15 protein-coding genes and 3 pseudogenes are annotated in these 19,295 nt (G+C 65.6%); 12 read left to right on the top strand and 6 right to left on the bottom strand.

Annotation, left to right across the window (positions count from 1 at the left end; genetic code table 11):
• Position 1 precedes the first annotated feature (1 nt).
• Positions 2-310 (top strand): hypothetical protein, encoded by a 309-nt coding sequence (locus WS69_RS32735; protein WP_226382854.1) that lies wholly within the window; start codon positions 2-4, stop codon positions 308-310.
• The gene (locus WS69_RS29185; RefSeq protein WP_059474116.1) at positions 268-549 is read left to right on the top strand and encodes an H-NS histone family protein; all 282 of its coding nucleotides are present in this window, start codon (positions 268-270) and stop codon (positions 547-549) included. Before WS69_RS32735 ends, WS69_RS29185 begins: the two co-directional genes overlap by 43 nt.
• Before the next feature lie 426 nt (positions 550-975).
• Here WS69_RS29185 and WS69_RS29180 read toward each other — a convergent pair whose 3' ends face one another.
• Positions 976-1,278 (bottom strand): hypothetical protein, encoded by a 303-nt coding sequence (locus WS69_RS29180; RefSeq protein ID WP_059474115.1) that lies wholly within the window; start codon positions 1,276-1,278, stop codon positions 976-978.
• A 624-nt stretch (positions 1,279-1,902) separates the two neighbouring features.
• Between WS69_RS29180 and WS69_RS29175 the strand changes: the two genes are divergently transcribed.
• Entirely contained in the window at positions 1,903-2,559 is a 657-nt protein-coding gene (locus WS69_RS29175; RefSeq protein WP_059474114.1) for an alpha/beta hydrolase, read from the top strand.
• Positions 2,560-2,874: 315 nt separating this feature from the next.
• Here the strand turns inward: WS69_RS29175 and WS69_RS29165 are convergent, their stop codons facing one another.
• Positions 2,875-3,825 (bottom strand): LysR substrate-binding domain-containing protein, encoded by a 951-nt coding sequence (locus WS69_RS29165; RefSeq protein ID WP_059474112.1) that lies wholly within the window; start codon positions 3,823-3,825, stop codon positions 2,875-2,877.
• A gap of 142 nt (positions 3,826-3,967) precedes the next feature.
• On the opposite strand from WS69_RS29165, the gene WS69_RS29160 reads away from it, so the two are divergent.
• The 4 genes from WS69_RS29160 to WS69_RS29145 all read left to right on the top strand — a co-directional run bounded on the left by WS69_RS29160 (position 3,968) and on the right by WS69_RS29145 (position 8,649).
• Entirely contained in the window at positions 3,968-4,816 is an 849-nt protein-coding gene (locus WS69_RS29160; RefSeq protein ID WP_059474203.1) for an FAS1-like dehydratase domain-containing protein, read from the top strand.
• 24 nt (positions 4,817-4,840) lie between these two features.
• Entirely contained in the window at positions 4,841-6,001 is a 1,161-nt protein-coding gene (locus tag WS69_RS29155) for an acyl-CoA dehydrogenase family protein (protein ID WP_059474111.1), read from the top strand.
• A gap of 12 nt (positions 6,002-6,013) precedes the next feature.
• A complete protein-coding gene (locus tag WS69_RS29150; protein WP_059474110.1) occupies positions 6,014-7,192 on the top strand; it encodes a CaiB/BaiF CoA transferase family protein in 1,179 nt (392 codons plus the stop codon).
• A 74-nt stretch (positions 7,193-7,266) separates the two neighbouring features.
• Positions 7,267-8,649 carry an MFS transporter gene (locus WS69_RS29145; RefSeq protein ID WP_059474109.1) on the top strand — a complete coding sequence of 461 codons (1,383 nt, stop codon included), beginning with the start codon at positions 7,267-7,269 and terminating at the stop codon, positions 8,647-8,649.
• Between the two features lie 388 nt (positions 8,650-9,037).
• Here WS69_RS29145 and WS69_RS29140 read toward each other — a convergent pair whose 3' ends face one another.
• From WS69_RS29140 to WS69_RS29130, 3 genes and pseudogenes are all read right to left on the bottom strand, one after another.
• Positions 9,038-9,877 carry an HpcH/HpaI aldolase/citrate lyase family protein gene (locus WS69_RS29140; protein WP_059474108.1) on the bottom strand — a complete coding sequence of 280 codons (840 nt, stop codon included), beginning with the start codon at positions 9,875-9,877 and terminating at the stop codon, positions 9,038-9,040.
• A gap of 38 nt (positions 9,878-9,915) precedes the next feature.
• Positions 9,916-10,314: pseudogene (locus WS69_RS29135) on the bottom strand (electron transfer flavoprotein subunit alpha/FixB family protein); the annotation flags it as partial.
• 572 nt (positions 10,315-10,886) lie between these two features.
• Positions 10,887-11,401 (bottom strand): annotated as a pseudogene (locus tag WS69_RS29130) (Nramp family divalent metal transporter); the annotation flags it as partial.
• Here WS69_RS29130 and WS69_RS29125 point away from each other — a divergent pair.
• On the top strand, positions 11,345-12,727 hold the full coding sequence (locus tag WS69_RS29125; protein ID WP_059474107.1) for a hypothetical protein: 1,383 nt from the start codon (positions 11,345-11,347) through the stop codon (positions 12,725-12,727). The pseudogene WS69_RS29130 and the gene WS69_RS29125 sit on opposite strands and share 57 nt — an antisense overlap.
• 52 nt (positions 12,728-12,779) lie before the next feature.
• Here the strand turns inward: WS69_RS29125 and tssF are convergent, their stop codons facing one another.
• Entirely contained in the window at positions 12,780-14,630 is a 1,851-nt protein-coding gene (gene tssF / locus WS69_RS29120; RefSeq protein WP_059474106.1) for a type VI secretion system baseplate subunit TssF, read from the bottom strand.
• 482 nt (positions 14,631-15,112) lie between these two features.
• Here tssF and WS69_RS29110 point away from each other — a divergent pair.
• The 4 genes and pseudogenes from WS69_RS29110 to WS69_RS29095 form a co-directional block, all read left to right on the top strand.
• Positions 15,113-15,947: pseudogene (locus WS69_RS29110) on the top strand (IS5 family transposase); the annotation flags it as partial.
• A 765-nt stretch (positions 15,948-16,712) separates the two neighbouring features.
• Positions 16,713-16,961, top strand: a complete 249-nt coding sequence (locus WS69_RS29105; RefSeq protein ID WP_059474104.1) for an MbtH family protein — start codon at positions 16,713-16,715, stop codon at positions 16,959-16,961.
• Positions 16,962-16,970: 9 nt separating this feature from the next.
• On the top strand, positions 16,971-17,723 hold the full coding sequence (locus WS69_RS29100; protein ID WP_082716595.1) for a thioesterase II family protein: 753 nt from the start codon (positions 16,971-16,973) through the stop codon (positions 17,721-17,723).
• 73 nt (positions 17,724-17,796) lie between these two features.
• Positions 17,797-19,242, top strand: a complete 1,446-nt coding sequence (locus WS69_RS29095; protein WP_059474102.1) for a peptide synthetase — start codon at positions 17,797-17,799, stop codon at positions 19,240-19,242.
• The last annotated feature ends 53 nt before the right edge of the window (positions 19,243-19,295 follow it).

The following is a 19,295-nucleotide window of genomic DNA, read 5'->3' as shown; positions in this document are numbered from 1 at the left end:
AATGGATACCGGTTTTTCATCTCCGCAAGCAGACCAGGCCGACGCTTCGCCTGCTTGCAGTACGCCGCCGTTTGACCGCGGACGGCAGCGCGATCGACGCCGAAGCACGGTCGCATTTTTCGTTTTACTCGCCGATCGCCGCGTCGGATTTCGTCTGTTTTCGATCGGCGGCCGACTTATCGTCATTCGTCAATCACACACAACCATGCATTTGCCAGCCGATACGGGACGCGATCGAATCCCGACCGGCAAGGGAGCAATTTTTCGATGGAAACTTATCTCGACCTTCTGGCTGAACGAGAAGCCCTGATGATCAAACTGGACGCCGCCCGCACGGAAGCGCGAAGCACGGCGCTGTCCGAAGTGAAGCGAATCGTCGAGGAATTCGAGTTCACGACGCAGGAGGTGTTCGGACGTGCAGGCGCGTTGCGCCGTCGCGGCAAGCTCAAGCCGAAGTACCGCGATCCGAAAACCGGCGCGACGTGGAGCGGCCGCGGCCGCCCGCCGTCGTGGATCGCCGGGAAGGATCGCGCAGCGTTCGTCGTGTGACGCCGGTTCCGCTTCGCGTCGGACGACAACGTTTGCTTGCGCCATGGGCGCTACGCACAAGCGACAAGAAAGCCCGCACCGCTCGTTCGAGCCGTGTGGGCTTTTTCATTGCCGCTATCCGTTAGCGCACGCGACCGGCTGCTGCGTTGTTCGCCGTTTGTATCGGGAATCGCGCACCGAGACGGGAAACGATCTGCCATCGGTCGCTCACCTGATCCACGCGTATCGAAGCCGATGCCCGAACGACCGGGCGGCCATGATCGAATCATGTCCGCCCGGGTTGTTTCATCGTGCGGATGCACGCGAAATTCGACGGACTCTGCTGTGCGTGCAGCGCGGCCGCCGTTTCGCATGACGCGCCATCACGACTGAGCAACAAACGATCCTGTTATCGAGCCGCCGGCGATGCGCAACGGCATCCGCCTGTCAGAAAGCCGGATGGCACTCGAACGCGAGTTGTGCGTGCGCTTGAGGCCCGCTGCCGCGATCGACCGATTCCCGCTTCATGCTCGCTTGCATCCCGCGCTGCGCGCAGTAGCTCGTCGCTTCGTTAACGGCCCGCTCGTGCGCGCGGGCCCACGACAGCAGAATGCCGCGCGAGCTCGAATCGACGGTGTAGACGTTCGGCTTTTCGGTCGCGCTGATGTCGGATGCGCTTGAACACGCGGCCAGCAGCAGCCCGCTGACTACAATCGATAAGGACGACGATTTGAGAACGCGTAGTTTCAATTTCGAAAGCGTGCTCTTCGAGCAGACTGGGAACAATGGGACACGCGAAAGTATGCCCGGCTCTTCGCGATAGATCATTGCCCTCACGCTTAACAGTCCGTTTCACTAACGCAAACAATGTGTGTCGCATACGCGGGACTCTGTCCGCGCTTCCCGGTTGAGCGCCACGCCGCACGCGGCGTCGTCGAGCGACGCATCCGACCCTCCCTCGCTGTCCGCAACCATGCGCGCACGCCGCCGTCCGCCGCGCAGCGGAAGTCTGGCGACGCCGCAGCCCAAGACGAGGGAGGCTCGCGTGTCCGCACGACGCAATGTGAGCCACGCCCTCCATAGGCATCGCCTATGCCGGACAGAGGAAACTCGTCCTACCGCATTGTCCGCGGGACCGCGAAAATAATCGTATCGGGCGGCGCATTGCCGAGACATCCCCGAGAACATGAAAGCATCGACGTATCGGCGAGTCCCGATCGGCCCCGCGCTCCTCGCCGCCGTTGCGGCGTCTGGCGCACGGTCAAGGTCAAGGTCAAAAGTCACGGTCGCGCAAGCCCGGCCCGATGCTCGCTCTTTGGACCTTGATCGTCCGCACCACGGACGCACTCCGACGCATCTCCTTATCCGTACGCCATGGACTTCTTCAGTCCGAACACGACCCAAACGACGCTGCACGGCCACGCCGGCCGGATCGAGGCGTTCGTCGACGCGCCGCCCGGCGACGCGCGCGGCATCGTCGTCGTCACTCATCCTCATCCGCTGCAAGGCGGCAATGCCGAGCACAAGATTCCTCGCGCGCTCGCCCGTGTGTTTCAGTTGCACGGCTGGCTCGCGATCCGGCCGAATTTCCGCGGCGTCGGCAGCAGCGAAGGCGCGCATGACTCAGGCCACGGCGAAACCGACGACACGCTCGCGATCGTCGAAGCGATGCGTCGCGAGCATCCGGGCAAGCCTTTCGCGCTCGCCGGCTTTTCGTTCGGCGCGTTCGTTCAGGCGCGGGTCGCGCGGACGCTGACCGACGCCGGCGCGCCGCCCGCCTGCGCGGTGCTCGCCGGCGTTCCGTTCGGCACCGTGCAACGCGAGCGTCGATACGACACGCCCGCGGTGCCGGGCGACACGCTCGTCGTTCACGGCGAAACGGATGCGGTCGTCGCACTCGCGAGCGTGATGGAATGGGCGCGTCCGCAGCGGCTTCCGGTCGTCGTCGTGCCGGGCGCGAATCATTTCTTCACCGGCTGTCTCGGCACGTTCGCGTCGATCGTCGAGCGGCACGTCGCGTCGTTGCGATAGCGCCGCCACGGCAGGTGTGACGGGCGATCGTTTGCGGACGGTTCGGAAAACGCGTCTCCGACGCGCGTCATCTTCGCGACCTTCGGCTCGGCTCGATGATTTCGTCCGGACCGTCGACGCCGCCCGACTTCGCCGTTCGACGTGCGCACGCGCGCGGTCACGCTGCGCTTCCGTCGAACGCGGCGTGCGGAGCGAAGCACATGCGACGCATCGATTGCGCGAATGTCCACCTGTTTCAGGATCGCGAATCAAACCCGTGCGTCCTGCACGGCCTCGGCGATTGCGCGCGCCGCGCGCCGCGCGCCCGATCAGCCGTCACGCGGGCGGCTCGGCACGCGGACGCAGCGAGATGCCCGCCCACACGCCACTGTCCGCGAGCTCCGCGATCAGCTCGACGATCGTCTCGCGCACCGCGAGCGCAGCCGAGCTCACGGGCGACGTGTTCGACCAGCACAAGCTCGCCGGACGCCGTATCTCAGGCTCGACGATGCGGCGCATCTTCGGCCGGTTCGCCGCATCGCGCAACGCGAGCGCCGACGCGGGAAGAATCGTGCAAGCGGCGCCCGATTGCGCGATCGACAGCAGCGTCGGCAGCGAATCGATGTCGGCGACGATGTTGAGCGGCACCTCCTCGCGCGCGAAGATCCGCTCGAGCAAGAGTCGCAGCCCGTTCGACACGCTCGGCGCGACGAGCGGCACGCCCGCGAGCGCGGCGAACGCACAGGTGCGGGCGCGCGGCGACACGGCGCCGCCCGGCTCGCCGAGCAGGTACAGCGCCTCGTCGAGCACGGGCATCGCTGTGATGCCCGTCGTGTTGGATTCGCGGAACAGGATTGCAAGATCGAGCCGGCCGTTCGCGAGCAGCTCGTTGATGTAACCGCTCATGCTCTCGAAGAACTGCAGACGAATACCCGGATAGCGCGCGCGGACGCGCTCGAACACCGGCATCGCGAGCACTGACGCCATCGTCGTCGGAAAACCGACGGCGACCGTCCCCGATTCCGCGCCCGCGCCTTCGCGCACCTCCTGCCGCAGCTGATCCATCTGCCGCAGCACGAGCCGCGCATGACGATACAGCGCCTGCCCCGCCGCCGTCGGCTTCACGCCTTGCGGACTGCGCACGAGCAGCGCGACGCCGAGATCGTCCTCGAGCTTCGCGACCTGCTGGCTCAGCGACGGCTGCGCGATGTACAGTTTCTCCGCCGCTTTGCCGAGGCTGCCGTACTCGACGATGCTGACGAAATAGCGAAGCTGACGGACGTCCATGGCAAGGCCGGTCGATCGAAAAGCCATAGGATACGCCTATGTCAGGCACATTCAATTGGTATTTCCCGCGCGACGCCGGTTCACCTAAAGTCGTCTCCATCCTATTCCAAGCAGCCCGGCCCGCCCGGCGATGGAGACGACAATGCACGCTACACCCGCGGACCGCCGCGACGACGCGGTCCGGATCGTCACCGACCTCATTTCCCCCGCTCCCGCCGCCGCGCTCGCCGCGACGCTCGACCGCGACGCGCCCCCGCGCATCGGCGACGCGCTACCGCCGATCTGGCACTGGGCGTACTTCTGGACAGCCGCGCGACAATCCGGACTCGGCCCCGACGGCCACCGGCGCACGGGCGGCTTCCTGCCCGATCTCGGCCTGCCGCGCCGGATGGCGGCAGGCGGCCGCCTGCGCTTTCTCGCGCCGCTCGCGATCGGCGATACCGCGACGCGTACGTCGCGCGTCGCGTCGCTCACGCACAAGGACGGACACAGCGGCCGGCTCGCGTTCGTCACGGTCGAGCACGTGATCGAGTCGAACGGCGCGACCGTCATCCACGAAGCGCAGGACATCGTCTATCGCGAGCCCGCCGAACCGGGCGCGCCGCTGCCGCTGCCGAAAGCACCGCCCTACGGCGCGCAGTGGCAACGCGAGATCGCGCCGACCGAGGCGCTCCTCTTTCGCTATTCGGCGCTGACCTTCAACGGCCATCGCATCCATTACGACCGATCCTATGCGCAGCAGGCGGAAGGCTATCCGGACCTCGTCGTTCACGGCCCGCTGATCGCGACGCTGCTGCTCGATCTCGTGTCGCACGCCATGCCGGAGGCTGTCGTCGTCGACTACGCATACCGGGCCGTGCGGCCGACGTTCTTCGGTCACGCGTTCACGCTGTGCGGCCGCCTCGCGCCCGACGGCAGCTCGGTCGAACTGTGGGCAAAAGATCACGACGGCTGGCTGACGATGTCCGCCCGCGCGTCGCTCGCCCGATAACGTCAAACGTCGCCCCGAACACTCATGAATCACGTCATCGATTCCTATCAAGACATCCGCGAAGCGGTCCGCGATCTCTGCAGTCAGTTCCCCGCCGAGTATTTCCGCAAGGTCGATGAAGCGCGCGGCTACCCCGAAGCATTCGTCGACGCGCTGACGAAAGCCGGCTGGCTCGCCGCGCTGATCCCGCAGGAATACGGCGGCTCGGGCCTCGGGCTCACCGAAGCGTCGGTCATCATGGAAGAGATCAACCGCTCGGGCGGCAATTCCGGCGCATGCCACGGCCAGATGTACAACATGGGCACGCTGCTGCGCCACGGCTCCGCCGAGCAGAAGCAGCGCTATCTGCCGCGCATCGCGTCCGGCGAGCTGCGGCTCCAGTCGATGGGCGTCACCGAGCCGACGACGGGCACCGACACGACGAAGATCAAGACGACGGCCGCACGGCGCGGCGACCGCTATGTCGTGAACGGCCAGAAGGTTTGGATCTCGCGGATTCAGCACTCCGATCTGATGATCCTGCTCGCGCGCACAATGCCGTTGTCGGACGTGAAGAAGAAGAGCGAAGGCATGTCGATCTTTCTCGTCGATCTGCACGATGCGATCGGCAAGGGCATGACGGTTCGTCCGATCCCGAACATGGTGAATCACGAGACCAGCGAGCTGTTCTTCGACAACCTCGAGATTCCCGCCGAGAACCTGATCGGAGCAGAAGGCCAGGGCTTCAAGTACATCCTCGACGGGCTGAATGCGGAACGCACGCTGATCGCGGCCGAGTGCATCGGCGACGGCTACTGGTTCATCGACAAGGTGTCGCAATACGTGAAGGATCGCGTCGTGTTCGGCCGCCCGATCGGCCAGAACCAGGGCGTGCAGTTCCCGATCGCGCGCGCGTACGTGAACATCGAGGCGGCGAGCCTGATGCGCTATCGCGCGTGCGCGCTGTTCGACGCGCAAGAGCCCTGCGGCGCGCAAGCGAACATGGCGAAGCTGCTCGCCGCGGATGCGTCGTGGGAAGCCGCGAACGCATGCCTGCAATTTCACGGCGGCTTCGGCTTCGCGTGCGAATACGACGTCGAGCGCAAGTTCCGCGAAACGCGCCTGTACCAGGTCGCGCCGATCTCGACGAACCTGATCCTGTCGCACGTGGCCGAGCACATCCTCGGTCTGCCGCGCTCGTTCTGACGGAGGACCGCCATGCGCCCGCTTACCGGCATCACCGTCGTGACGTTCGAGCATGCGATCGCGGCGCCGTTCTGCACGCGTCAGCTCGCCGATCTCGGCGCGCGCGTGATCAAGATCGAACGTCCCGGCACCGGCGACTTCGCGCGGCAATACGACGAGCGCGTGTCCGGACTCGCGTCGCATTTCGTGTGGACGAACCGCTCGAAGGAAAGCGTGACGCTCGACGTCAAGCAGCCGGAGGCCGTCGATATCGTGCATCAGCTGCTCGCGAACGCGGACGTGCTCGTGCAGAACCTCGCGCCCGGCGCGATGCAACGGCTCGGCTTCGACTACGCGTCGCTGCGCGATCGCTATCCGCATCTGATCGCCTGCGACATCTCGGGCTATGGGCTCGACGGCCCGTATCGCGACAAGAAAGCGTACGACCTGCTGATCCAGAGCGAATCGGGCTTTCTCAGCATCACGGGCACCGATGAGCATCCGGCGAAAGCCGGCTGCTCGATCGCCGACATCGCAGCAGGCATGTACGGGTATACGAACGTCCTCGCCGCGCTGATCGAGCGCGAGCGCACCGGGCGCGGGCGGCACATCGATCTGTCGATGCTCGAAAGCATGGTCGAGTGGATGAGCTATCCGCTCTACTACGCGATCGACGACCAGACGCCGCCGCGACGCACCGGCGCATCGCACGCGACGATCTATCCGTACGGTCCGTTTCCGGCGGGCGACGGCAAGACCGTGATGCTCGGCCTGCAGAACGAACGCGAATGGACGCGCTTTTGCGACGTCGTCGTGCGCCTGCCCGACCTCGCCGCCGACGATCGCTTCTGCACGAACAGCCAGCGCTCGAGCCATCGGGACGCGCTCGAGCACATCATCCGCACGGCCTTTTCGACGCTGACGGCCAACGAGGTGATCGCCCGCCTCGACGAGGCCGGCATCGCGAATGCGCAAGTCAACGACATGCAAGCGGTCTGGCAGCACGGCCAGCTCAAGGCGCGGCACCGCTGGACGCACGTCGACACGCCGGCGGGCCCGGTGCCCGCGCTCTACCCGCCCGGACTCGCCGCGCAGGACGAACCCGCGATGGCGCCCGTGCCGGCGCTCGGCCAGCACACGGAGGCGATCCTGCGCGAGCTCGGTTACGGCGACGACCGCATAGCCGGCTTGCGCGACAAGCGCGTCGTCTAGCGGCGATACCTGGCCGGGACCCAGCCCCAGAAGCAGGGCCGGCCGACACGCATCACCCCTATCAGGAGACACGCATGACACCGATCGTCAACGCGGCCGGTCGACTCGACCGCCTGCCCGTTTCACGGTTCCACTGGAAAATCCTCGGCCTGATCGCGACCGGCGCGTTCCTCGACGCGTTCGATCTCTATCTCGCGAACGGCGCCGTCGCCGCGATGGTGAAGACGGGCTTCGCCGATCTGCGCAGCGGCGCGACCTTCGTGTCGGCGACCTTCGTCGGCATGATGATCGGGGCCGGCCTTGCCGGCTACGTCGGCGACCGGCTCGGCCGACGCTACTCGTATCAGCTGAATCTCGCGGTGTTCGGCCTCGCGTCGCTCGCCGCGTGCTTCGCCCCCGACATCCGCTGGCTGGTCGGCCTGCGCTTCGTGATGGGTCTCGGGCTCGGCGCGGAGCTCGTCGTCGCGGCCGGCACGCTCGCGGAGTTTGTGCCGCCGTCGACGCGCGGCAAGTGGGTGTCGCTGCTCGCGATCATCATCAACAGCGGCCTGTTCTTCGCACTCGCCGTCGGCTATTGGGTCATCCCGAATCTCGGCTGGCGATACATGTTCGCGATCGCCGGATGCGGCGCGCTCGTCGTCTGGTTCCTGCGGCACCGGATGCCCGAATCGCCGCGCTGGCTCGAATCCGTCGGACGGCTCGACGAAGCGGAAAAGACGCTGCGGGACATCGAGCGCGAAGTCGCCGCGCAAGTCGGCGAACTGCCGCCCGTCAAACGCATCGTCGACCTGAACGTCGGCACGGCGCCGTTCAACGCGCTCTTCAAGCCCGACATGCGCAACCGCACGATCGTCGCCGCGATGACCGCGATCGCCGTCAACATCGGCCTGTACGGATTCATTGCATGGCTGCCGACGTTCTTCGTGTCGGAGGGATTGTCGGTCGTGAAGTCGCTCGGCTTCGTGATGCTGATGTCGATCGGCTCGCCCGTCGGCGGCGTGTGCGGCTACCTGATCGCGGACCGGATCGGCCGCGCGAAAGGCATCGTCTACGCGGCCGTCGTCAGCATCGTGCTCGGCTGGATCTACGTGTCGCTGCGCGACGTCACGGCGATCGTCGTCGTCGGCTTCTGCCTCGTGACGGGCATCTACACGATCACGACGCTCGGCCTGTTCGGCTTCATTCCCGAGCTGTTCCCGACGGAGGTGCGGCTGCGCGGCACCGGCTTCGCGGGCATGACCGGCCGCGCCGCGTCGATCGCGACGCCGTATCTCGCGCTGACGCTCTACCAGCACTTCGGCGTGAGCGGTGTGATCGCGATGGTCAGCGCTATCTTCGTCGCGTTGTGCATCGCGATCGGGATGCTGCGAATCGAGACGAGCCGGCATGCGCTCGAGGACATCTCGCCGACGACCGTCGAGGGCGATCGGGATGCCGCGCGGGCCGCGGCTCCGTGACATGTCGTGGAGTGTCGCTGCCGCTTCGGGCGGCGCTTTTTGATTGAATGGCGATCTCCGCGCTTCATCGCACGGGAATCGCGTTTGGCCCGCAGCTTGCGTGATTCGAATCGGGCGTGTGCGTGGATCGCTCGAGTCTGCGCTGTTGCAGCGATTGCTTCGGAATGCGCTATTTCCGATCGACGTTTCGATCTTCACCAAGCGTCGGACAACGCCGGAAATGGAATGCATTCGGGCCGTACAGTCGCTCGCCGTCGGCCGCATGCTCTTCATTGTCGCCTGACGAGCGACGAACCGTGAATGTTGGATGTCGAATGTCGAACAGACTGGCTACGCCGAGACCGCGCGGCGGATGCATCCGGACTTCCGCCTGCGAAGGACGCGACCGTCACTCGGACGTTCCCGATCGACGGTATGCCGCGCAAGCGAGCAGCCGCTGCGCCCGCAACATGACCGGGCGATCCACCATCTTCCCGTCGACGGTAATCGCCCCCGCTTCGGCGCGCGACATCGCGTCGACGACGCGCGCCGCCCAATCCAGCTCGCGCTCGCTCGGGCTGTAGCACGCATGCACGGCCGCGACCTGCGCCGGGTGAATGCAGAGCTTCGCGCCGAAGCCGTAATGCTTGCCGTTCAGCGTGTCGGCGGTCAGCCGGCCGACGTCGTGCACGTCGGGCGTCACGCCGTCGACGGGCGCGTCGAGCCCCGCGACGCGAGACACGAGCGCCAGTTGCGCACGATGCGGATTCAGCGGATCGCGATCGTCGTCCATCCCCATTTCGGCGATGAAATCGAGCGTGCCGAACATCAGGCGCTTCACGCACGGCGCTTTCGCGACATCCATCGCCGACCACATGCCTTGCGCGGTCTCGATGAGCGGAAAGATCGGCACCTTGCGCCGCGCGCGCTCGACCACGGCGACGACATCGTCCGGACGCTCGGCTTTCGGGATCACGATGCCCGCCACCCCGTCGAGCGCAGCGAGCTTCGCATCCTGTTCGAACCAGCGCGTGTCGCGGCCGTTGATCCGCACGAGCACCGGGTGGCTGCGGGACGCCCACGCGGCGACGGCTTCGCGCGCCGCTTCCTTCGCGGCCGGCTCGACCGCATCCTCGAGATCGACGATCACCGCATCGGCGCCGCTCGATAAAGCGCGCTCGAACCGGTCCGGCCGGCTACCCGGGACGAACAGATAGGACTGCGGCGCAATCGCGGCGTTGTTCGGCATGTTGGCCTCCTGCTTCAGATGGGTCGATGTCTGGCCGGTTACCGCAACGCGCCGGCGAATTCCGGCACGAGCGTAAACAGATCGCCGACGAGGCCGTAGTCGGCCACGCTGAAGATCGGCGCTTCGGGGTCCTTGTTGATCGCGACGATCACCTTCGAATCCTTCATCCCCGCCAGATGCCGGATCGCGCCCGAAATGCCCACCGCGATGTACAGCTGCGGCGCAACGATCTTGCCTGTCTGGCCCACTTGGTAGTCGCTCGGCACGTAGCCCGCGTCGACCGCCGTGCTGAGCTTGTCCGCCAGCGGTTCCAGCACCTTCGTGTAGTTCTCGCCGCCGCCCAAGCCCCGGCCACCCGACACGATGATGCTCGCCGACGTCAGCTCCGGACGGTCCAGCTTCGTCACCTCGCGGCTCACGAACTGCGACGCGCCCGCTTCCTTCAGGCGCACCGCCTCCTCGACCGCGATCTCGTCGAACGGATTCATCGACATCTTCACGTTCGCGATATCGACCCCCGTGCCGTCCGTCTTCACCCGGACCTTCACGTTGTAATCGACCACTCTCTTCACTGGCGCCGGGATTTTCAATTCCGTCTCCGAGCTGGATGGATGCGCGTCGTGCAATGGGATCGTCCATTACACGCGGATTCGACGAACGCGACAACTATCGATTGGCTCTGCCGGTCATAGTCCGCGCCTATTGGACGAAACAGACCGTCCACAAGCGACGCGGCCCGGGAAACCCGGGCCGTTCCATCAGCGCGTCGCCAGCATCTCGGTGATCACAATGAAGCGCGCGATGTCGCTTTGTAGCCGGCGACGTCTTAACCGTCATGGCAGGCTCGCTCAGCGCCGTTTCATGACGCACCGAACGTTGCAGACAATCCATTCGGCATCCGAAAGTACGACGCTACAATCAGCGAGCGCCGCACACTGCACATCGATCCAATCGACCGGCCGCCGAAAACGTCGAATGCATCCGTCTTCCGATGCGATTGCCATTCGCGTCAGCCCAGAAAGCCTGTCATGAGCAACAGATTCGTTCCGCCGATCAACGCGAACAACGTCCATGCGACGACCTGCGCACCACGGCCGATCGCATAGTCGCTCATCAACGATCGATCGCTGACCGAGCGGATCAGCGGCCACATCGCGAACGGCAGTTGCACGCTCAACAGGACCTGACTCCACACGAGCAACTGCCCGATCGCACCGTCGCCGAGCCACAGCACGCCGATGAGCACCGGGACGCGAGCCCGCGCGTGATCAGGCGGCGCTGATAACACGGTATTTTCACGTGCAGGAAGCCGTCCATGATGACTTGGCCCGCGATCGTGCCGGTCAGCGTCGAACTCTGGCCGGACGCGAGCAGCGCGACGCCGAACAGCAAGGCCGCTGCGCCGCCGGCGATCGGCGTGATCAGCTTGTAGGCCTGCTCGATGTCGGCGACGCCCTGCCCGGTCGCATGGAACGCCGCTCCGGCCAAAATCAGGATCGCCGCATTGACGAGCATGGCGACGAGCACTGGAAAGCGACCTACCACCCGCCGAGCGGAACGGAACTGCTGCTGTACGGCATCGCGCTGCCGTCGCTGCTGTCCATGGGCATCGCGTGGGGACGCAAGGCCGTCGGCCGGCTGCGCGAATCGCAGGCCGACGCACCACGGGAGACCGCCTCCGCTGCGCCTGCGGCCGATGCCTCGCAGGCTGCGGATGAAGAAGCCAGGCGCACATGGACGATCGCGCTGCTCGACAGCGCCGTGCGACTCCCGACGGGCGCGACGACCGCCGAAATCGACGACGCCGCCCGCGACGAAACCGCCGTCGGTTTGCACCCCGAACTACGGCGACCCGACGGCACGGGCGTATTCGCGAGCGGCGTGGCATCGGTTTCGCTCGACCGTTTCGACGAAGGCTTGCTGCCGCCCGGCGCCGGCGCTGCGCTGAACGGCGAACATTGGCGCGCGCTGCTGCTCGCCGCGGACACGCTCGACGAATTGCTCGAGCGCCACGCGGTGCTGTCGATGGGCGACGCCAACCGCGCCGCCGAGCCGCTCAAGCTGCATCTGCTGCTGCCGGAGCGCTGGCAGCCGGTGGCGGCCACGCTCGCCGCGTGGCTCGACGCGCACGTCGCGCGCGAACGCTGGATGCCCGGCGTCGAACACGTGCAGACGCGAACGATCACGGACCCGGTGCAGGCGTGGATCGTCATCGACGAGCTGATCGCATCGCGCCATCACGAGCCGTCGGCCGCGAGCCACATCGTGCTGGCGTGCGATTCGTCGCTGAGCGAGACGACCGTGCACGCGCTCGACAATGCCGGCGGGCTCTTCGGACACAATCAACCAAACGGCCAGGTGCCGGGCGAAGGTGCATGTGCGCTGCTGCTCGCCCATCCCGTGTCGGCGGATGCGGCGGACGCCGCGCGCATCCACCGGCTCGTCGCGGCTCGCCGCCTCGATTCCGGCGACGCGGCGGCCAAGCCGCCGGCCGATACGCTCGCACAATTGCTCGACGCGGCGCGCGTGCAAACGGCCGCGTCCGGCCTCGAGACGGCCGACTGCGGACTCGTCAGCGACGCGGATCAGCGCAGCAGTCGCCGCGCCGAAATCGCCGGCGTCACCGAGCGGACATGGCCCGGCGACGCCCGCGGACGCTGCCGCCACCTCGGCATCACGAACGGGGAAAGCGGTGCGGCACTAGCGCTCGGCGTGATCGCGGTCGCCGGTTGGCGCGCGATCGACGCACAGCAGCCGACCTTCGCGGCATCGATCGGCGATCCGGTTGCGCGCGGCGTGATGCTCGTCACGCCCGCCCTGATCGCGCCCGACTTGGCAGCCGCGGCCTGAGCGAGCGCGGCGGCCCGCCGCACACGGACCGCCACCATGCCCGCTACGTCCGCTAGATCAGGAATCCGCCGCCCGACCGGCGCGGACATCGGCACAGCTCGTCGCCGGTTTGATTCGACACGAGCACGAGCTGCGTGAAGCCGGTCGGCGCAACGTACTGGCTCAGCAGACAATCCATCAGTTGCGCGAACGTGTTGACGCCGGTGCCCGCGAAGCAGTCCGAGTCGACCGTGATGCGAATCTCGAGGCCTCGCACGACGCTCGCGAACGGCTTTTCGGATACCCAGGCCGTCACGGGCTTCTGCGATACGTCGACGACACCCGCGATCTGGCGAGCCGTTGCCGGCGACTCTTGCAGGTCGTGAAGCTTGAGCATGTCGCGCACGGCGCCCGCGCCGCCCGCCAGCAACAGCGAATTCAACGAGAGCTGCGAGATCAATCGCCACAGCGCGCCGCGCGCCTCCCGGAAACGAAGCGGCCGCGTGGGCCGCTGCAGCAGATTGATCCGGCTCGCGAGCGTGCCGCCTTCCATCATCAGATCGCCGCCCGGCACGCCGTGCGGCAGTTGTTCCGGCAGATCGCGATTGCTGCACGTGAGCTCGAAATCGAGACCGGGCGGCGGCGCGGCCGGCTCGAGCGCGCCGTCGACGAAGCCGAGCGACAGCTCGTGCCCCGGCTCGCTCCTCGCGATCAGCGCGTCGCGATGCACCCGCCAATACAACGACGCCCGCGTCGCGTGCCCACCGTGGTACAGCGAATGAAGCGACGGGAAGGGGGTAATCCGGTCGCCTTGCGGCGTGTCCTGGACCTGCGTCACCGCATCGACCGAATAGACCTCGAACGCATAGGCATTCTGTTTGTCGACGACGAGCGGATACATCTGCGTGTCCGACGCGGCGCTCGGCTGCGGGCCGAGCTTGCCGGACGTTTCGAACAGATTGACCACCGGCGTGCAGCCGAGCTGCACGTGCTCGGCGCTCAGCGATTCGAGCACGTTCGCCGTCGCTGAATCGGCCGGAATGTCTTTCAGCAGTAAATGGAGCGTGAAATGCCGCCCGCCGAGACGCCCGGCTTGACGCAGGTCGCAGTCGAAGAAGCCGAACTTCTCCGGAAACGCGAAATACTCGGTCAGCAGCGGATACGCGGGATGCACGGTCTCCGGGCAAGGGATCAGGCTGTCCTCGCGCGACACGCCGACTGCGGCGAAAGGCACCCGATCGAGCGCCACCCATCGCCCGCTGTGATCCGGCTCGACGTACGCCTGCAATGCACGAATCGACAGCGCATCGCGCAGCGCGGCGCTCATCAGCGGCTCGCCGCGGACGTACAGGCGAACGGCATCGAGCTTCAGGTCGGCGACGGACGCATGCGGCGAACGGATCGCGAACGTCAGCGAGATCTGCGCCCCCGCCTTCGGCGGCAGCCGGAACGACTGCGGCGCCTGTGACATGCCGTGAAAGCGCGCGGCGGTCAGTTGCAGCGGCGACAGCGTCACGTCGTAGGCGGTGCGGAAGAATATCTTCGCGCCCTTGACGGGCCGGCTGGACAGCTCCGTGCCGCGCCGCACGACGACCGACGTCGACATCTGCGCGGCGCGGCTCGCATCCACGTCGAAGCAGGCGATCGCGCACGACGGGAAGGCCCGCAGATAATGCGGATACAGCGCCTCGACGAACGCTTTCGTGAATTCGGAGTAGTCGTCCTCGATGTGCCGCGACGCACGTGCGCCCGTCAGCGCGAACGACTCGAACAATCGCTCGACCTGGGAATCCTCGCTGCTGCCGTCGGCGCCGCTCGCGAGCTGCATGCGGCTCGCGATCTTCGGATAGCGCTCGGCGAAATCGCGCACATGGCGGCGCAGAAGCGCCAATTCGCGTTCGTAGTATGAGAGGAGTTCATCCATCAGCGATTCTCGAAAGTGCCGTCGCACGCCGGTCAACCGATGCCGACGACACGACGGCCCACCTCGTTCGGCGGATTCGCGAACGGCCGGAGCCGCCGGGCGGCCCCTCAATGGACGAACGTTGCGCGGACAATCAGCCAGGGCCGACGCGACGGCCCACTTTACCGGAACATTCGGGTGCAGTCCACGTCGCGCCCCGTGCGTTGGCCGATCGTGCCATTCGCGGCGACGTCGATCGTAGCAAGCGGCGAACGTCGAATGCGTCATCGCGATCATACCGGCGACCGGATGCCGCGGATATTCCGCGCCCTCGCCGCGCGGGCGCGTCCCGCTCGCGCCGAGCGCCCGGAACGTCGCGACGACGAAGCGCACGGCGCTTTCCCGGTCGAGCCGCGCTGCACGGAGCCGCGCTGCACGATGCACCCTCCGTTCTGAGTTAGAGCGCGTTTGAAAATTGGGCTCGGACATGATTTAAAGGAGGCATGTGGAAAAAAGAACATCATGAACGGCAAGCGAAGCTGGCTCGCAAAACGAAGCGGTACCCAAGTGGCATGACGGACGTCGAGTGGGCTGCGATCAGGGAATTGCTGCCTCGAGCGGCTTCAGGCGGGCGTCGTCGGAAGTGCGATTTGCGCGAGGTGTCAGCGCATTGCGCTACCTGGTGCGCGCCGGTTGCGGCTGGCGCATGCTGCCGAAGGATTTTCCGCCCTGGCAAACGGTGTACGGGTGGTTTCGCCGACTGATGCGTCGTTTCCTGTTTCGCACGCTGCATGACGTGGTAGTCATGCTGGATCGGGAACGTGCGGGGCGACAATCGTGTCCGAGCGCAGTCGTCATCGACAGCCAGTCGGTGAAGGCGCCATCGGCCGGCAAGCGTGGCTACGATGCGGGGAAGAAGATCGCCGGCCGGAAACGGCATATCGCAGGGGATACCGAGCGGCAGTGGATACCGAGCGGCGACTGCTGATGGTCGACCTGACGCCGGCGGACATCGCGGACAGCACGGGTGCGCAGGCCGTGCTGGAAGCCGTGAGAAAGCGCTGGCCGGCCGTGAAGCACTTATTTGCCGACGGCGCATACGACCGAACGGCACTCATGGACAAGACCGCGACCCTGGATTTCGTGATCGAGATCGCACGGCGCCACGAACAGCAGACGGGCTTCGTCGTATTGCCGCGCCGCTGGGTCGTCGAGCGCACCTTCGGCTGGATGGTGCGCAGGCGTCGACTGGTGCGCGACTACGAGCAGCGTGCCGACATCTCCGAGGCCATGATCCATATCGCGATGGGCAGCCTGTTGCTTCGCAGAATTGCCCATAGCGGTGAATGGTCTTGCGCGGCGATCTGCGGACGGCACCGTTGCCACTCGAACTTCGGCGTACCAAGGCAAGCCCGCCGAGCCGTGGCAAAACGCGATCCGGCCGAACGCGTGATGCTGCCATCTATATTCTCCAGGCTGCCGACGTTATCCGACCTGGGCAGCCTGAACGTGCCGATGACCACAAAGGATCGCTGCTCTCGATCCCGTCCGGTGTCCGGCAGACCGCACGAAGCAAATCGTCCATGCCGGTGTCCGGATAATGACTGGGATCGCACGACTCCGATCTGAGCAGACACAGTTGGCTGCTGCCGCCCCGCTCCGCTCCGACGGATGCGATCAATCGGTCGGGCCAAGCGTGGTTTCAACGAATCAAAATCGCCAAATACTTCAACGACCGAACCCGATTCGCCTTGGCATGACATCACGTCAGTCTCGCCATCGGTCATGCAGAACTTCCGCCGAATCGGCAATACGACGGTGCAGGCCATCGGCAGACCCGTTCGACGCAGACCAACGTCGGGATGCGTTCCACTCCGCGAATCCAATTTTAAATGAGAATGATTCTCATTTCTTGACGAGCTTTCGCGGGTACCCTATTCTGCTTTCCATGTATAACGCCAGCCTTTTCTCGCAAGCCGTTATGAATCAGTAAGGAATCTTAACCTCCTTGCCGAATTCCCTAGAAAATCATTTCATTTTCATTTCAACCCTCATCCGACTATATGACCCTGTCATATATTTCGGATAACTAATGAGGTCATCATGAGCTGGGGCGATGAAAACACCGTCTATGACGTAGTCGTGAATCACGAAGAACAGTACTCGATCTGGCCGACCTACAAGAGTCTGCCAGCAGGCTGGCGGACCGCGGGCAAGCAGGGCAGCAAGGCCGAATGCCTCAGTTATATCGACGAAGTGTGGGTGGACATGCGCCCGCTCAGCCTGCGTCGTGCAATGGAAGCATCGACCCAGGCCGACGACACGCCCTCCACCGCGCCAACCACGCACTAATCCGTCTCCATGCAATCGATCACCTTGTTTTGCCTGCCGTATGCGGGTGGAGCGGCCGCGATCTTCCGCGATTGGCCGCGCCTCGCACCAGCGTGGCTGCGCATCGCGCCGATTCATTTGCCGGGCCGCGGCGTCCGCCATCACGAATCGCTGATCCCGGACTGGTCGTCGCTGATCGATCGATTGAGCAAGGATGTGCAAGCCGCCCCCGACCGACCGTACGCACTGTTCGGGCATAGCCTCGGAGCGTTGATCGCGTTCGAACTGGCGCACGAACTGCGGCGCAGGACGGGCTCGGAGCCCTGCTGGCTGGGTGTGTCGGGATGTGTCGCGCCTCGGCACCACGCACCTCGATCCGACTGGTTGACCTGCTCCGAGAGCGACGTGCTCGACGAACTCAGGTCGTTCGAACAAACCGCGCCCGAACTGCTTGCGAATCGCGAATTCGTCGAACTGATCCTGCCCGTGGTGCGCAACGACTTCCATCTTTACGGCACCTGGCGCTTGCCACGGGCCGGTGCACGGGCGCTGCTCCGCTGCCCGGTTCATGCGTTCGGCGGCAGTCACGACGACGACACGCGCGATATCGCGACACTCGACGCATGGCGAGACGAAACGTACGGCGGTTTCGAACGTTCGATGTTCGAAGGCGGCCATTTTTTCATCAACAGTCATCGTGCCGATTTGATCGGAACGATCGAAGTATCCCTGAACAACGCCCTGTCGCATCGAACACACGCCGATATTCAGCCGGTCGACTGAAACGAAGATGGGCGCGCAGTCATCCGCATGTCCGCTGCGTGCCGGCCAATTCCGATAATCGGAGCCGCTTTTCATGAATTCGAGAGACTCACTGCCGCTATTCAATTTTTCCGCGCAGCATGCGCATCGGGACATGTTCCTCGCGCTGCTGCGTGAATTCGCGACCTACGAGCCGTTTCGCAGCGCGACGGTCGACGAGCTGGTGCTGAACGACGATTTCTACCGGCGCCCGCTGCGCCCCGAGGATTTCAACTTCCTGCAGTATCAGAAGCCAGTGCGGGCCGGCAACGTCAGCCGCCTTCCGTCGCTCGCGAGCCAGCGTACGCTGCTGACGATCAACGAGCTCGACATTGCGCGCGCGCCGGGGCTCGACGAAAGCGACCAGCAGCGCTGGGCCGCGTTCTATGCCGACGAGCCGCGCATTCTCGGGGCGCGCCTGCGGCCCTACCTCGAAGCCTACGCGTTCGAATATCTGGGCAACGAGGCGCGGCCCGCCGAGACGCTCGAGATGCTGAGCGCGCGCCTGGACGCAACGCTGCACGACGAGCTCCAGTTCTGGCATGCCCGCTTCGAGAAGCTGCTGCAACGCCACTTCCTCGAGGAAGGGTTGCGTTTCATCGTGCTGCAACGCTGGGCGACGCTGCCATCGCGGCGCGCCGCGCTCGCACGCGCCGCCGGCTCCGGCTACTTCGACTGGCTCGCAAGCGAGCTGCGCCCGAGTCTTGCGAGCTCACTACCCGACGATACCCGCTTCGCGCGCATCGCCGCGATGTGCGGCGTCACGCGCCAGACCCATTCGTACTGGCAGTTCTACTTGCCGACCACCCTGGCCAGATGCAACCTGCTCTACGCACTCGGTTCCCGGCCGGATCGCGCGTTCGCGCTCGCCGGCTCGGCATTCGTCGCCGAAGCGGAACATCTTGCGTTCGGCGGCGCCCTGCTCAAGGCCTGCGCGCACATCGCGCCGAACCTCGCGGCCGGCGACGATCTGATCGCACTGGGCAAGGCGCTGCGGTTCCGTTTCGAACGGACGGTCGAAACGCTCCTGGAACGGCACGGCGCCCGTGCGCTTCATCAGTTCTCGCAGGGCGTGGCCGGCGCGCAACGCCTGGCCGAGCGAGCCCGCTGGGATCTCGGCGAGCAACTCGACTGGCTGTCGTCGATCGCTACGTACTGCGACTACGCACGCCAGATCTACGACAAGATCGAAATGGACCATCCGGACATCGACCGCGATACGTTCATCGAGCCGCATGAACTTTGTTCAACCACGCACGTGCACAACGAGCACCGGCTCGTCGTGATCGAAAGCGGCGACATGCTGTTCTGGGGCAACCTCGGGATGGAGCTCGCCATGCACCCCGGCGACATGGTGCTGATACCTGACGGCCGGCTGCACGGCTCGACCGTGACGTCGGATTCGTGCACCTACCACCAGCCCATCATTCCCGACGAATGGATCGCGGAGCTCGCCCCTCCGGCAACCGCCCGAGCGGCCACGACGGCGGTCGCAACCTGATGTCGTCGATCGGTGGGGCAAGCCGCTCCGCCGATCAGCTGAAGGCTCGACGC

The organism is Burkholderia sp. BDU5 (genome assembly GCF_001522845.1).
In the GTDB taxonomy this organism is placed as follows: Bacteria; Pseudomonadota; Gammaproteobacteria; order Burkholderiales; family Burkholderiaceae; genus Burkholderia; species Burkholderia mayonis.
This window is presented reverse-complemented; position numbering and strand designations above follow the sequence as displayed.